Origin of the sequence: Lysinibacillus sp. CNPSo 3705, from assembly GCF_028674935.1 — a bacterium.
GTDB lineage: Bacteria > Bacillota > Bacilli > Bacillales_A > Planococcaceae > Lysinibacillus.
Window position 1 is genome coordinate 1 of sequence record NZ_JAQZSD010000019.1, and the last position, 15,306, is coordinate 15,306.

The 15,306-nt window shown below is 36.1% G+C and carries 18 protein-coding genes; 14 read left to right on the forward strand and 4 right to left on the reverse strand.

Annotated features, from left to right (window positions below; all coding sequences use genetic code 11):
- Window positions 1-235 precede the first annotated feature (235 nt).
- From PVA17_RS10430 to PVA17_RS10475, 10 genes are all read left to right on the forward strand, one after another.
- Complete coding sequence (locus tag PVA17_RS10430) at window positions 236-1,552, forward strand: ParB N-terminal domain-containing protein (protein ID WP_274067656.1); 1,317 nt, start codon at window positions 236-238, stop codon at window positions 1,550-1,552.
- Window positions 1,553-1,562: 10 nt separating this feature from the next.
- Entirely contained in the window at window positions 1,563-2,549 is a 987-nt protein-coding gene (locus PVA17_RS10435) for a phage lytic cycle repressor MrpR family protein (protein ID WP_274067657.1), read from the forward strand.
- A 171-nt stretch (window positions 2,550-2,720) separates the two neighbouring features.
- Window positions 2,721-3,185: an ADP-ribosylation factor GTPase-activating family protein gene (locus PVA17_RS10440; RefSeq protein WP_274067658.1), complete on the forward strand. Its 465-nt coding sequence runs from the start codon at window positions 2,721-2,723 to the stop codon at window positions 3,183-3,185.
- 68 nt (window positions 3,186-3,253) lie between these two features.
- Window positions 3,254-3,430: a hypothetical protein gene (locus PVA17_RS10445; RefSeq protein ID WP_274067659.1), complete on the forward strand. Its 177-nt coding sequence runs from the start codon at window positions 3,254-3,256 to the stop codon at window positions 3,428-3,430.
- A gap of 35 nt (window positions 3,431-3,465) precedes the next feature.
- Window positions 3,466-3,678 carry a hypothetical protein gene (locus PVA17_RS10450; protein ID WP_274067660.1) on the forward strand — a complete coding sequence of 71 codons (213 nt, stop codon included), beginning with the start codon at window positions 3,466-3,468 and terminating at the stop codon, window positions 3,676-3,678.
- The gene (locus PVA17_RS10455; protein WP_274067661.1) at window positions 3,671-3,976 is read left to right on the forward strand and encodes a hypothetical protein; all 306 of its coding nucleotides are present in this window, start codon (window positions 3,671-3,673) and stop codon (window positions 3,974-3,976) included. The genes PVA17_RS10450 and PVA17_RS10455 overlap by 8 nt, the downstream gene beginning before the upstream one ends.
- A gap of 31 nt (window positions 3,977-4,007) precedes the next feature.
- Entirely contained in the window at window positions 4,008-4,184 is a 177-nt protein-coding gene (locus tag PVA17_RS10460) for a hypothetical protein (protein ID WP_274067662.1), read from the forward strand.
- A gap of 88 nt (window positions 4,185-4,272) precedes the next feature.
- On the forward strand, window positions 4,273-4,869 hold the full coding sequence (locus PVA17_RS10465; RefSeq protein WP_274067663.1) for a 3D domain-containing protein: 597 nt from the start codon (window positions 4,273-4,275) through the stop codon (window positions 4,867-4,869).
- A gap of 144 nt (window positions 4,870-5,013) precedes the next feature.
- A complete protein-coding gene (locus PVA17_RS10470; protein ID WP_483308018.1) occupies window positions 5,014-5,553 on the forward strand; it encodes an NfeD family membrane protein in 540 nt (179 codons plus the stop codon).
- Between the two features lie 15 nt (window positions 5,554-5,568).
- Window positions 5,569-7,131 carry a flotillin lipid rafts scaffold protein FloT gene (locus PVA17_RS10475; protein ID WP_132359315.1) on the forward strand — a complete coding sequence of 521 codons (1,563 nt, stop codon included), beginning with the start codon at window positions 5,569-5,571 and terminating at the stop codon, window positions 7,129-7,131.
- 44 nt (window positions 7,132-7,175) lie between these two features.
- Here PVA17_RS10475 and PVA17_RS10480 read toward each other — a convergent pair whose 3' ends face one another.
- Window positions 7,176-7,712, reverse strand: coding sequence for a GNAT family N-acetyltransferase (locus tag PVA17_RS10480; protein WP_483308019.1), 537 nt, complete (start codon window positions 7,710-7,712; stop codon window positions 7,176-7,178).
- Between the two features lie 23 nt (window positions 7,713-7,735).
- Window positions 7,736-8,560, reverse strand: a complete 825-nt coding sequence (locus tag PVA17_RS10485; RefSeq protein WP_274067666.1) for a methyl-accepting chemotaxis protein — start codon at window positions 8,558-8,560, stop codon at window positions 7,736-7,738.
- 293 nt (window positions 8,561-8,853) lie between these two features.
- Here PVA17_RS10485 and PVA17_RS10490 point away from each other — a divergent pair, with 293 nt between their 5' ends.
- Together PVA17_RS10490 and PVA17_RS10495 are read left to right on the forward strand one after the other, a co-directional pair.
- Entirely contained in the window at window positions 8,854-10,071 is a 1,218-nt protein-coding gene (locus PVA17_RS10490) for an MFS transporter (protein WP_274067667.1), read from the forward strand.
- A 194-nt stretch (window positions 10,072-10,265) separates the two neighbouring features.
- Window positions 10,266-10,937, forward strand: coding sequence for a peptidylprolyl isomerase (locus PVA17_RS10495; RefSeq protein ID WP_132359307.1), 672 nt, complete (start codon window positions 10,266-10,268; stop codon window positions 10,935-10,937).
- 78 nt (window positions 10,938-11,015) lie between these two features.
- Here PVA17_RS10495 and PVA17_RS10500 read toward each other — a convergent pair whose 3' ends face one another.
- Together PVA17_RS10500 and PVA17_RS10505 are read right to left on the reverse strand one after the other, a co-directional pair.
- Complete coding sequence (locus PVA17_RS10500; protein WP_248718438.1) at window positions 11,016-11,798, reverse strand: enoyl-ACP reductase FabI; 783 nt, start codon at window positions 11,796-11,798, stop codon at window positions 11,016-11,018.
- Between the two features lie 467 nt (window positions 11,799-12,265).
- Window positions 12,266-12,514 (reverse strand): ferredoxin, encoded by a 249-nt coding sequence (locus PVA17_RS10505; RefSeq protein WP_132359303.1) that lies wholly within the window; start codon window positions 12,512-12,514, stop codon window positions 12,266-12,268.
- A 107-nt stretch (window positions 12,515-12,621) separates the two neighbouring features.
- On the opposite strand from PVA17_RS10505, the gene PVA17_RS10510 reads away from it, so the two are divergent.
- Both PVA17_RS10510 and PVA17_RS10515 read left to right on the forward strand, forming a co-directional pair.
- Window positions 12,622-13,650 carry a YpbB family protein gene (locus tag PVA17_RS10510; RefSeq protein ID WP_274067668.1) on the forward strand — a complete coding sequence of 343 codons (1,029 nt, stop codon included), beginning with the start codon at window positions 12,622-12,624 and terminating at the stop codon, window positions 13,648-13,650.
- Window positions 13,651-15,093, forward strand: a complete 1,443-nt coding sequence (locus PVA17_RS10515) for a RecQ family ATP-dependent DNA helicase (RefSeq protein WP_274067669.1) — start codon at window positions 13,651-13,653, stop codon at window positions 15,091-15,093.
- The last annotated feature ends 213 nt before the right edge of the window (window positions 15,094-15,306 follow it).

Genomic DNA, 15,306 nt, shown 5'->3' on the forward strand with positions numbered 1-15,306 from the left:
GCTTTTAACAATTATAATCCTAATGATAAATAAATCAATCAATATTTTAAATTAATTAATTTAATTAAAAGTCAAAACCTCTATTTTAACAGAAAAGAAATAGTTTAAAATAAAATCTTGATGCTTAGTCAATCTAAATTGGATTAATTAATTTAAAAATGTTACATTTTAAATTAGCGTGTGTTACTATTAAATTGATTATATTTAAAATGGTAAAATAAGGGGGTTGAAAGGTTTGAAGGTTGGAAAAACGAAAGAAGAATTAATTGAAGATATTAAAGCGAAAATACCTTTGTTAGTTCAAAACGATTTAATTTTAGACGAAATTTCAATACAGCTTAATAAACATAACATTAACATAGGAAATATTCTCGAATTGATTAATGATGAGAACATATTAAGAGATGCGAATTTACAGGAATTGTTATTACTAGGAGAACAACTGCATTTAAAATTTGCAGACACTGATGATAATTGGATAGCAGAGTGGCTTAATCCTTCAGAAATTAAAGAGTTAAGGTTGTACATAAAAGAATCACCATATCAAGAAACTATTACGTTGCCATATACTTTCGAGAATGTTATGAAAACAGGACATAATGAGTATACTGCAGTAATTCCAAATTCAATTATTGGTAAGCTTTGGATGAGCGGTATTACAATGTATAATCCAAATATTCAACGTCAAGCAAAAAAGAAAAGAGTAAAAAGTGGAATTATTGAGGTCATGAATTTAAATCCAAAATCTTTACATGAGATTGAAAAGCAAGCTTTAGAGGGAGACTTAATTACTTCTACTTTACGCTACAATGCCAAAGTTGGTTCTGGGATGGATGGGGTTGAATTTATTTTCGATGAACGAGATAAGTCTCTGACATTGTTAGAAGGTACTTTATTAGATGTCTTAGATGGGGCGCATCGTACTTTCTCAATTTATAACGCGTATATGAAGAAAGCAGATTTAGAAGGTAACATGATCGTTATTTTTTCTAATATGACAGAGGCACAATGTAAACGAGTACAAGTAGATATGGCAAAGGCTAACCCAATACCTAAACCAAGATTACAAGAATTAGCAAAAGGAAAATTATCCGACGAAGTTGTCATTGAGTTAAAAGCAGAAGGGGAATTAAGAGGTAAGATTACATCAAGTTCTAATGTTAAATATTCATATGGTGAAGTAGTTACTTTTTCGGAATTATCAAATGCCATCGACAAAAGCTTTCATTTGGAAAATCGCCTAGAAGTTATAAAAGTAGCAAAAGTAATTAATGATTATATGATGTATCTTTTTGCATACTATAAGGCAAATGTGTTTGATAAAAATTCCTTAATGTTTAAGAGTAGAATGTTTATAGGTCACATTGAGCTAGCAGCTAAAATGTTTGAACATAATATTCCGTTTGAAAGCTTAAATGATTATTTAGACAGAATTGATTTTACAATCGATAATCCCTTATGGGAGAAAATTGGACTACAGAAATATGGTAGTTTAAGTGCACGCAGTCGAACAAAAATTCAAAAAGTATTCGAACAATTAATTCAAGAATGAGGTGTAAAAGATGCTAAAGGAAAATGTTTTTAATAAAGATATTAAAGAATGGTACTTACAATCATTAGATGTTCAGGAAAATAGTCTAACTACTTATTTATCGTTATTCAATAAAGCAACGTTGCTTGAAAATCAAAAAAATAAAGATATTTTTGATATGCACAAAGTAGAGCTGGAAGAGTTATTTTATAGTTTAAAATCACCAAGTCCACAATCCATTAGTGCCTCCATCGGTGTTATTGTCAGATATATAGACTGGGCTATTATGAATGGCTATACAGACAATCGTTCACAAAGGCTTCCTAGCATTATTGATATGGAATATTGTAGTAAGTTTATCTATAAAGCATCGATTGTCCGATATACAAGGGAACAATTATTACGCTATATGAATTTGTTTGATGACCAGAGATATGCCATATTTCTCCTATGTTTATTTGAGGGAATTAAGGGCGAGGGCTATAGTGAGATTTTAAATTTAAAGATGGAAGATTTGACAAATGAAGATGGGGTCTGCTTTGCTAATTTGACGAATAGTAAGGGTTACACAAGAACGATTGAAATCTCTGAAGATTTATATTGGAGGCTGGAGAGGTTAGATAAAGTATCTTCAACAAGCTCACAACCGAAGCAGGGCCAAAAATATTTTTCAGATAGTACCTATATATTTAAAAAAGCAAATGCTAAAGGGGGCGATATACAACTTAGGGCATCTTTTGGAAATAGGGCTTTGGATTTAGCAAAATCAATTTTTGACAATAGTAACCTGATAGCAAGTACAATACAAGTATCGGGTATGATGTGGTATATATGGGAATTGCTTGAACATAAAGAAGCAAAAGTCTTGAATAAAGAAATACTTGAGAGAGTTGCTAATAAATATGATACTGGCTATGTCAACAAAGATAATAAGTATGTAAGTTATTCAATACTCCAACATAAACTAGATTTTGATTTTATGAAAACGAATTATGGTTTTTTTTATATTGAGCTATAGAACTGGTGAATACCAGTTTTTTTTTTATTTTAAGTACTATTAAGATTCATAAATTGTAAATATTCTCTAAAAATAACCTTGAAAACGAACGTTTGTTCGTGTTAATATAAAAATAAATAAATAGATTGGTGCATTACTTTTGTTATAGGAAGTAATTAAGGAGGGATTTAAATGAGTGATAAGGAGACTACGGCAATATTAGAACTAGTAATTTATAAGGATAGAGATATATCAGAAGAGTTAATGAGTGATTTCTATGGCAGCATATCAAATGTGATATTGAATGATGAAGGTGGCAATGCTCTTACATGTCAATGCATGGACAGCTCACTTTCTAGTTTAATCCTTATGGATAAATGGAATGATGATGAGGTCGAATTAATAAAGGGGGGAGGTGATACAAAATTTATTTATAAAAAATCACAAGAATTAGATATTCAATATGATAGTTTAGTTCAGTTGGATGGTAATAACGAAAATATTTATAGTGTTGTTGAATTCCAAAATATTGTTTACTTATACAATGGATATCAACGAAAATCTATTATTGATAACAATATTACAAGTTTAAAAAGTCTCAAACATTATTTAAATCATTATTATCCAGAACATAAAGTTTTGGAAAGAATAAATTGAGGATCATTTTTTTAGCAGTTTTATAGAATATTTATAGATTAATTAATAAGAAATGCGAGGGTTTTAAATTGGAGAAACGTTTAATAAGTGATTTTGCATCTGAAATAGTTGAACAGTCCAGAGGGAGAATAAGCTCGATAGATGCTGAAGCACTGGCAATTGTTTACATATCTAAGATGAAAAATTTTAATCCCACTAAAAACATTAGAAGGATGGCCAAGGAGATTGTAAAGTGTAAATTATAAAGATAAAAAGTCTAAATTAATGAAAGGAATGATTGGTGATATATACAAAATACGCACAATCTGTTTATAAAAAATACGGAATTATCATCTTAAAAGATAGTATGAGTAGTAAATGGCTATTAGTTCAAGTAGAAGATGATTTTATTTATTCCAAGAAATTTCCTTCTAAGGTAGCAGCCCAAAAATATTTAGATAAATTAATTGGAAATATTATTAAAATTAATGAAAGTAGGGATTATAGTGGATAAATTAATAATGACAGAAATGAAACAAATGATGAGAGAGTTTGGAGAGATCTTTAGCATAATTAATCGGAGGGAGCTTTTTGAGGATGAAAATAATATGAAAGAATGTTTATACAAATGCAAAAAACTACAAAATGTATTAATGAATTGTACAAAACTAATAGAATTAACATTTATTGAATTACAGGAAAAGCGGGAACAGGCTCTGCTAGCATTAAGTTATGAATCAGATAATGAAAAAAAGTTAAAACAATTAGATTCACTAGTTTTAGAAATTAATAGAAAACAACAAGATAAGTGACGGCCTATAAAAAATGGAAGGAAGGAGTTAAATGACTATTAACAAAAATATAAATGGGTTTAAAGAAGATTATTATGAGATGGCATTAGCCTACAAGGAAATGGGTGATCTAAATTTAACGATATCAAAGGAGATGGAACATCTAGAATGGGAAGCAGTTAACTTGATAGAAGCCTTTATCGAGAATATCAATGTACTTGAGATTTAATTAATGTTTATACATAAACTAATATAATACATATTTCGGAATTAAAAATATGGTCCTGCAAGACCTATATGGAGTACTAAAGTATCATATGAATAAATATAAAATAATTTTAGCCATATTTTTCATCTTTTTATTTCCTATAAGTTTAATAGATGAAGATGTAAATAATGATATAGATTATAAAAGGATATTTCAAAATACTCCTAAGCATAGCTATGATAACATGATTACAACAATTGTTACTTCAGCAGAACAGCTAGAACAACAAAAAAATGAGAAGCGGCAAGAATTAAAACGATTGATGCATGAAAAAGAGATTCGAAAAGAACAACTTAGAATAAAACGGCAACAGAAAGATTCTAGTATAAAAGAAAATATTGAGTGGTTAAATTTCCACGCTACTTATTATGGCAATGATTGTATAGGATGTAGTGGGATTACGGCTACAGGAATTAATGTACAAAAAACAATATATTTTAAGGGGTTGAGAATTGTAGCAGTGGACCCAACAATTATCCCATTAGGAACTATTGTTGAAATTAAAACACCGAATGAGAGGTTTAAGGCGATTGCTGCCGATAAAGGTGGTGCCATTAAAGGATATCGGTTAGATATCCTTGTTGAATCCGAAAGAGTATCAGCACAATATGGCAGACATGACGTCCAATTACGCATTATAAAGTAATTAAGCTACTCAAAAAACTTGATAATTCAATACATAAATTTTAAGGAGCATAGTTTTTGCTCCTTTCTTTTATTTTGAAAATGTGAAAAATTACGAAACTTTTTGTAGTCTGCATCCGTATAGTAGGTAATACAATGAAAAGGGGTGAACAACTTGACGCTATTTGGCTATTCACTCGAGCAAATCTTTTTAGTGGGGTTAATATTCGGGGGCCTTGCAACACTTTTATTTACGTTTTTTAGTGATGCTGTCGAGGGCATTGGAGAGGGGCTACCGATTTTTAATCCAAGTGTCATTCTATCTTTCATTACGTTGATGTCAGCAGCAGGATTTATTTTAGAAAAACTAGCCTTCTTCCCTAGCGTTTGGAATATTGTTGCTGCTTGTATCATCGGAGCTATTTTAAGTGCACTATTTTATTTATTTGTTCTAGTTCCGCTACGATCAGCCGATGTTTCGTTAGCTTATACAGAAGAATCGCTTGGAGGTCAGCTAGGAAAGGTCATTGTTCCAATCCCGACTGACGGTTTTGGAGAGGTAGTGATTGCAACGACTAGCGGAATGATTTCAAAGCGAGCAACAGGATTTGACAATGAGGCTATTGATTACGATACGACGGTACTTGTTGTAGAAGTGAAGGAAGGAACGCTTTTTGTGAGATCTTATGATAAGAAATTTTTATAGAGGAGCGATATTTATATGTCAATGGAGATTTTAATTGTAATAGGAATTGTAGCCTTTGTTTTAATTGCACTAGTTGCACTATATGTGACAAAGTATCGTACAGCAGGTCCTGATGAAGCACTGATTGTGACTGGTAGCTATCTTGGCTCAAAAAATGTACATAAAGATGAGTCGGGAAACCGCATAAAAATTATTCGTGGTGGCGGTACATTCGTATTCCCAATTTTCCAGCAAGCACATCCATTAAGCTTATTGTCTAGTAAGCTTGATGTGACAACGCCTGAAGTGTATACGGAACAAGGTGTACCGGTTATGGCCGATGGAACGGCTATCATTAAGATCGGTGGTTCCATTTCAGAAATTGCTACGGCGGCGGAGCAGTTTTTAGGGAAGCAAAAGGATGAGCGTGAAAATGAGGCACGTGAAGTGCTAGAAGGTCATTTACGTTCAATCTTAGGTTCAATGACGGTTGAGGAAATTTATAAAAACCGTGATAAATTTTCTCAGGAAGTACAGCGTGTTGCGTCACAGGACTTAGCGAAGATGGGTCTGACAATCGTTTCCTTTACGATTAAAGATGTACGTGATAAAAATGGCTACTTAGAATCGCTTGGTAAGCCACGTATTGCGCAGGTTAAACGTGATGCGGATATAGCTACCGCAGATGCTGAAAAGGAAACACGCATTAAGCGTGCTGAAGCATCAAAAGAAGCACAAAAGGCTGAGCTTGAACGTGCGACAGAAATTGCGGAAGCGGAAAAAGAAAATCAATTAAAGGTAGCAGAATTCCGTCGTGAGCAAGATATCGCTAAGGCACGTGCTGACCAAGCCTATGAACTTGAAACAGCTCGAGCAAAGCAAGAGGTTACTGAACAAGAAATGCAAATTCGCATTATTGAACGTCAAAAGCAAATTGAATTAGAAGAAAAAGAGATTTTACGTCGTGAGAAGCAATACGATTCAGAAGTTAAGAAAAAGGCTGATGCGGATCGTTACGCTGTCGAGCAAAATGCGGCGGCAGCCAAAATGCGTGAGCTTGCGCAGGCGGACGCGGAGAAATATCGTATCGAATCATTGGCACAAGCCGAAGCGGAGAAAATTCGTTTGGACGGTCTTGCAAAAGCGGATGCTGAGCGTGCAAAAGGGGAAACAGATGCGGATATTATTCGTCTTCGTGGTCTAGCAGAAGCCGAGGCGAAACGTAAAATTGCGGAAGCCTTCGAATACTACGGTCAGGCAGCTGTCCTGGATATGATTGTACGTATGATGCCTGAATATGCGAAAGAACTTGCGAGCCCACTTGGCAATATTGATAAGATTACTGTTGTTGATACTGGTGGTGGAGAAGGCGGAGGCGGTGCTAATAAAGTAACTGCCTATGCAACGAATTTAATGTCAACATTACAGGAATCGTTAAAGGAAACTTCAGGAATTGATGTGAAGGAATTAATTGAAAGCTATGCAGGTAAGCATACATTGCGTCCGGAGCTAGAGCAAATAGCAGTAGGCTTAGGAAAGCAAACAACAGCTACAGCTAATGAAACGCAAGACGAAATAAAAGAAACGGTTGAACAATAATAGAAATAGCCGCCTGATTTGCTATCAGGTGGCTATTTTTTTCTCTATTTTTCCTTCCACTCACTTGCGAGCATGCCATAAGCAACTTGGTCAACATAATGGTCATAAAGCCATTCTGCTGCACGAATCGTTCCTTCTTTTGTAAAACCAAGTCGTTCAGGGATGGCGCGGCTTTTTGCGTTGCCCGTAGCAGCACGAATTTCGACCTTATTGAGCTGTAAATTCTTAAAAGCATATTGTAATAATGCTTGGACAGTCTTTGTCATAATACCATGTCCTTGAGCCCCTTCGCTGAGCCAATAGCCAATAGCAGCGATTTTATTGCTATGATTTATCGTATTAAAGCCAGCAATGCCTACGATTTCATTGCGAAAAATGATAACAAGAGAGAGGCTGCTTTTAACTTCATGCCCTTTTATACAGCCTTCTATATATGCCGTTGTATCGGCTACTTCTTTTGTAATATCCAGCCACGGCAACCATTCCCGTAAATATGTACGTGATGCATCTGTTAAGGCAAAAACAGCATTTGCATCTTCTAATTCGATAGTCCGTAAAGATAATTCCGGATTAATGGTCATTTGCAATATTCTTCACCTCTTTTTTATTTTAAGGCGTTATGCATAAAGCCCTTCATTTCATGACTAAGAACGGTTAACTCCTCAATAATTTCACTAAAATCTTGAACGAGCTGAGACTGTTCGTTTGTTGCGTCATTGATTTGCCCCATATTTTGCTTAAGGTTTTCTAGGTTCCTATTTATATTATGTAGGGAGGCTTCGATATTTTCTGTGGCGCTGGATGTTTCGAACGAGAGCTTTCTAACTTCCTGCGCTACGATGTTAAAGCCAGCACCATGCTGGCCTGCACGAGCCGCCTCAATAGATGCATTTAAGCCGAGTAAATTTGTTTGGCGAGAAATGCTTTTTATTAAATCTGTTACTTCATTTGTTTTCTTTGAATCTTCAAGGGCGTGCTGTGCTTGTTTATTAATCTCCTCACTTGTTGCTGCTAATTCCTCAGAATGTGAGGCAATTGTATGTACTTTGTCCTGTAAGCTGTTTACAAGGCAATCCATTGTCCCCATATAATCCTCAAGTTTAAGCTCATTGTCGATTGGTAGTCCAAAAGCTAGGGCACCTACGACTTTACCATTTTCACGGATTGGAAATGAAAAAGCATTGATGGCAACCCCGTATACATCCTTTGGTATTACGACATCAGCATTTTTTCCAGTAAAGGCAATGAAAACATTTTGGTCATTAGCATTTACTTTTTGTCCATCTAGGTAGCCTGAATCTACACGTTTGCCAGCTAAATATTTTACAACTATTTCACTTTCCTTCTCGACGACAGCCACAATTGCCTCTTCCTTTAATGCAAGGTGGATATAAGGTACTGAAAGTGCTAAAGCTTCAATAATTTTCATGAAAATTCCTCCAAGTCTGTGCAGTGAAAAATAGTTTAGTCATCGGAGCTTTTTGCCAAGGATTGCTAGATGATTACTTTCACTGTAACACAATATTTGCCACTAAAAATAGACAAAAACTAAATTTATATGAAGAAAATGTGATTTTAGTCACGGTAATTTGTCAAATGAAATCATGCGCATAATAAAAAAACAACGGTAAATTTGTCTATTTTTTGACAAGTTATCGTGTGTTTTGAAGATCATTGTATTAGAATAATAGTAGAATTGAAAGAACGTAAGGAGAGAGAGAGATGGGTTACATTCAAAAGGGGACAAAGGCGTTTCATAAAGCAAACTGGGCTTTATTTTTAGCAGGCTTTATCACCTTCGCCAATTTATATGTATCACAGCCATTATTACCAACATTTGCGAAGGAGTTTCATGTATCACCTGCAGTTGCAAGTTTAACGCTTTCTGTGACAACTTTTGCGTTATCCATCAGTATGATTATTGTGGGTTCATTATCAGAGGCATGGGGTAGGAAATCTTTGATGACCATTTCTATTTTTGCGGCATCTATTATTACGCTTGCTCTTGCCTTTTCCCCTAATTTTGAAACAATCCTAGTGTTACGAATAATACAGGGCGTCGTTTTTGCAGGATTGCCGGCAATTGCGATGGCATATTTAGGAGAGGAAATGGATCCAGCTAGTTTAGGGATTGCAATGGGTTTATATATAAGTGGAAATTCGGTAGGCGGGCTTAGTGGTCGAGTTATTATAGGCACATTAACGGATCTTTACAATTGGCAAGTGGGGATGATAGTACTAGGTGTCATCAGTCTGATGATAAGCGTGTTATTTATCTGGATGCTACCTAACTCCAAGCATTTTACAGCACGCCCTTTGCAGATAAAATCATTGACGACATCTCTTTTGCAGCATTTAAAGGACCCATCCATGCTTTGTTTGTTTGGCATTGGCTTTGTGTTGATGGGAAGTTTCGTGACGCTATATAACTACATTGGCTTTAAATTGATGGCACCACCTTATAATTTAAGTGCTACGGTTGTTGGCTGGATTTTTGTCATTTACTTAATAGGTACATTTAGCTCTGCCTGGTTCGGTAGTCTTGCTGATCGATATGGCCGTCAAAAGATGTTATTATTCTCTATTGCGATCATGTTTGCAGGGGCGATTTTAACATTAAATGGGCTACTTAGTTTGAAAATTTTAGGGATTACAATCTTTACATTTGGCTTCTTTGCTGCGCACTCGATTGCCAGTGGCTGGGTAAGTAAACGAGCCACTCATGATAAAGCGCAAGCCTCTTCGCTCTATTTATTTTTCTATTATTTTGGTTCAAGTGTTGGAGGTACAGTAGGGGGAATATTCTGGATGCATTATGGCTGGGGAGGCGTTATTGTCATGATTGCTGTATTTTTAGTCGTTGCATGCTTGCTGTCTGTTTTATTAAAGATGTCTAATCAGCTCCGTGGAAGAAGTCATTGGTCTGAGTTAAAAAAATGAAGCTTTTAGTATAAAAAGGATATAAAGAAAGTTGATGCTGTTAAGGAAAAGTGGATAGCGTTTTTTTATTTTGTTGCAGACCCTTTTTACAGGATTAAAATAGCCATCTGCACGAATTATTCATAAAAATGATTTGTCGTAAACTATCTGATAATATAAAGAGTAGACTGGTGATTAAGAGGAGTTGAAAGAATATGTTCGCGCGTTTTAAAGAATTTTCTGTTGTCTTTGCGTTGCTGATGGTAGCATTTGTTTTGACAGGTTGTGGAGCCGCTAAAGAAAGTGGGCAATCGGAAGGAGATACGGCAAAGAAAACGGAAGAAAATGTGGATTATTCATCAAAAGTGAAGGAAAATCCAATTGTGACGATTACGATGAGCAATGATGAAAAAATCGTCATCGAATTAGAACCTTCTACAGCGCCGAATACGGTAGCTAATTTTATTTCGTTAGTTAAAAAAGGTTTTTATGATGGTCTTATTTTTCATCGAGTTGTCCCTGATTTTATGATTCAAGGTGGGGATCCTTTAGGTAATGGTACGGGTGGTCCAGATTACTCGATAGAAGGTGAGTTTTCATTAAATGGCTTTAAAAATGATTTAAAGCATGAACGCGGTGTCATTTCAATGGCTCGTTCACGGGATCTGAATTCTGCGGGATCACAATTTTTCATAATGGTAAATGAAGCGACACATCTTGATGGTGAATATGCTGCCTTTGGAAAAGTGATCGAGGGGATGGAAACAGTAGATGCTATCGCTGCTGCTGAACGAGATGGTGAAAAACCAATAAAAGATCAGCAAATGAAAAAGGTAGAGGTGGATACAAAGGGCTTTGATTATCCAGCCCCTAAAGTAATAAAATAACGTTTGTTAAATTTAGAAGTACAATACGAAACAAAGAAGCATGAGAGATCAATGATGATCCTTCATGCTTCTTCGTATTTAACCCATAATATTGTAGCCTGCGTCGATGTAAATCGTTTCGCCTGTTACACCGCGTGATAGGTGAGAAAGCATCACGATTGTCATATCTGCTACTTCGTCTTGTTGAACATTACGTTTTAATGGAGCTGTTTCTTCGATTTTGTGTAAAATTGTATTGAATGAAGGAACACCTTTTGCAGCAAGGGTGCGAATTGCCCCAGCAGAGATCGCATTAACGCGAATATTATCTTTACCAATATCTGCTGCAAGATAGCGCATAGATGCTTCTAATGCTGCCTTCGCTACACCCATGACATTGTAGCCATCAAGTACGCGTTCTGCTCCTAAGTAACTCATTGTTACGATAGAGCCACCCTCAGTCATATAAGGATGTGCGGCCTTTGCTGCTGAAATAAGAGAATAAGCGCTAGTATCTTGTGCAAATGCATAGCCATCACGAGTTGTATCTAAGAAGCGATTGTGTAAATCTTCTGCATTGGCAAAAGCTACTGAGTGCACGATACCATGGATAACGCCTACTTTTGTACCGATTTCATTGAAAGCCGCTTTTGTGCTCTCGTCGCTGTTAACATCACATTGTACGATCAGTGAATCAGCTTGTCCGATGTTTTCTAATTGCTTTTGTAATTTTTTTAATGAACGTTCTTGGCGATAAGTGAAAATAACATTTGCACCTACGTCAAATAAACGTTTTGCGATGCCCCAAGCAATACTTCGATCGTTTGCCACACCCATTACGACAATATTCTTATCTTTTAATTGTAATAAATTATCTATCATTTATAAGAACCCCTTTATGAAATAATATCTGTTATTAGTACCAACTACTAAAATCTTATCATACATAAAAAATGGTTGCAATAACAAGATGAAAAGAGTGACCAACTTTACTTGCAAAGTACAAAAAAATTCATCTCCATTATGTTAGAGATGAATCATTGCATAAGAATCGTTCGTTTGTAGAAAATTGCTCATCACCATACGTATGGTTGATTTCCGTTCCGGCTGGGTGCTTTGTTGTTGCTGACGCTTCGCTATGCTACAGGATCTCGAGCCAACAGATGTTTTTTGCGAGAAAGTAGTTGCGATATGGTGGCAGCGTCACGATGCAGGATATGATAATTTTAACCTTCGTTCCTCTATTGCTGATCTCCAAGGAGTCGTCCTGTCTCTGCTCCAATCAACTAATACATGAGGGGATAAAAAAAGCATCCAGTTAAGGATGCCTTTAAGATACGTATGAAGGACTATTCGAATTTTAAAGAGTCGCCATCAAAAGGTTCATCTGCTACTTTGATTGAGTCAGTTGGGCATCCTTCGAAAGCATCTTGCATGTCTTCTAGTAGATCTTCTGGAACTTCAGCAGTTCCCATGTTATCATCTAAAATAACGAAGGCAATCCCTTCATCGTCATAATCATAAATATCTGGTGCTGCGGCTCCGCAAGCGCCACAAGCGATGCATGTATCTTTATCAACAATTGTGAATTTAGCCATTTTTCTTTCTCTCCTTTTACATGTTCCTACAAAGCTTCATACTCATTTTAAAGATGTTTATCTTACATTTCAACATAAATACTATTAAATTGGAGGAATTTGCGTCTATGTTTCATCAAATCTTATTGCAAATCTTTCAAAAACTAAATAATGAAAGAACAATTTCTGCTGCTTATCACATATTAAGAGGGAAGCGCTCAGGTCAGACTATTCAAGACATTGGCCTATTTCAGTTACATAAATATTTTGGGCTATTACCTAAGTTACCTAGGAAAACATTTGATGAAGCCGTAACTTCGTTTTTACAGTATAGTTGGTTAACAATGCAACAATCTGGTCACTATTCCATGAAAAAGCTAGGTTTACAGCGAGCAACGCAGACACCTGATTTTTTATTTGACGGATGGCACTATCGAGGAAATGAGCATGTTTTTTTTGCGAGGTTCTCGTTAATTGTACAAAGTTTATCTTATCAAAGTGCTGGGGTTCGTTCTTTTTCTCCCATAAGTAGGGATACGAATATTCAATCTTGGGTGCGTACATTTTTAATCGAGCATAACTATCAAGATGGGCATTTACAGCAACGATTATTGGAGGAATGTGAACAGGTACTTTCTGTATTACCTTTATCAGATGCCAACAAACAGCTTGTCCTCTATCGGTTGAGTGGTCAAAGTTTACCTGGATGGACGTGGCAGCAGCTTGCTGGTGAACGTCAGGAAACAGTTTTAGATAGTCAGTTAGCGTTTATAGAATTGCTACATACATTGTTAAATGAAGTTCATGAGACAAATGATTATCCGTTGCTTGGTAAGATTGCTGAAGGATTAAGAGTAAAAGCATTAGTAACTGATTCAGCGCAGCAAACAGCACATTTATATGAGCAGGGCTATTCAATTGAACAGATTGTGCAAATAAGGAAACTAAAACAAAGTACAATCGAGGATCATTTAGTAGAATTAGCCATGAATGAACCGAACTTTTCGATTGGCCCATTCGTCTCATATGAAGAAGCGGAAAAAGTTTGGCAGGCATCGAAACACTATCAAACAAAAAAATTGAAAACATTGCATGAAGTAGTTGAAGGTATGAGTTATTTCCAGTTAAGGCTTGTCCTCGCGAAAGGAGAAGTATAAATGGAACTTGAACAAACGTTAGTAAAGTATTTTGGCTATACAACATTTCGTCCAGGCCAGAAAGAGGTTATTGAAGCAATCTTAGAAGAAAAAGATGTTATTGCTTTATTACCAACTGGAATGGGAAAGTCACTTTGTTACCAACTATCAGGATATATCTTGCAGAAGCCAGTATTAATTGTTTCTCCGCTGCTTTCTCTAATGCAGGACCAGGTAGAGGAGCTAAAACGCTTTGGTGAAAAGAGGGTAGTTGCCTTAAATTCATTTTTAACCGTAAGTGAAAAACGATATGTATTACATTTTTTAGAGCAGTATCGTTTTATATTTACGTCACCGGAGATGCTTTTACAGCAGCAAGTTCAAGACAAGCTTTCACAAATGCAGCTAGGTCTTATCGTCGTGGACGAGGCACATTGTATTTCCCAGTGGGGCTTTGATTTTCGGCCAGATTATTTACGAATTGGACAATGGTTTTCACAAGTAAATCGTCCACCGGTTTTAGCATTATCAGCTACTGCGACGAATAAAGTAATCAATGACATACGAGATACACTGTCGCTACATACACCATTTGAGTTTTTGTACAATGTGGATCGGCCTAATATTCATCTTGGGCGTGTCATATTTGAGGATAGGACAGATAAAACACACTGGATTATGCAACATATTAAAGAGACGGCAGGACCGGGTATATTATATTTGTCCTCGCGTAAGCGTGCTGAACAATATAGCGCAGCACTTATACAAGCAGGTATACGTGCAGCAGCTTATCATGCAGGCTATGGTGCTGAGGACCGTCAGTTTATTCAGCAACAGTTTATTGACGGGGAGCTCGACTGGATTGTGGCGACGAATGCTTTTGGAATGGGTATCAATAAGTCAAATATTCGTCAGGTTATCCATGAAACGCTTCCTGCTAATGTAGAAAATTACATGCAGGAGATTGGCCGCGCAGGGCGTGATGGTCAATCAGCGCTCGCAATTTTACTTTATAGCGATGGTGATGAGGAACTTGCGAAATTTGTTGTAACAGGCGATTTGCCAACAGCTGGTCATGTTGATCGTTATCAGGAACTACTAAATCAACATATGCATCCTTCCCAAATGTTGAAAAATGGGGAGGTAAGTGAAACCGCTTTTCGTGTACTTGATTACTGGTTACAACAAGAAACGGTGGAACAAGTGAAAGTACGTTTAAATCATTTAGTACTGGAAAAGTATCGAGCTGTCGATAAAATGCATAAAATTACTCAGACAAAAGACTGTATTCGCACACAGCTAGTCGGGTATTTTGGGCAAAAATTGCTGAAAAAACCAGAAAACTGTTGTGAAAATTGTGGAATCCATTATGATGAAATCAATAAGGTACGCTTAAAAGAAGAAAAGAAAATAGAAATGATGCCATGGAAAAGTCGGCTAAAGCAGCTCTTAATGGGTTGTTAAAGGCTCATCACTCAAAGTTGTGGATGACATTTTGTTAACAACGTATGCCAAATATCAGTTGATTTCCGTTCCGAATGGACGTCTCCAAGAAAGCGCCCTGTGGAACGGAAAATCAACCCCACGTTATGGTGATATGTCCTTTTTAGCCTATAACTGACGGTCATTTACTTTTTTCGCAAAATTCGTCATAATAGAATGATAGAAAAGCGTAGT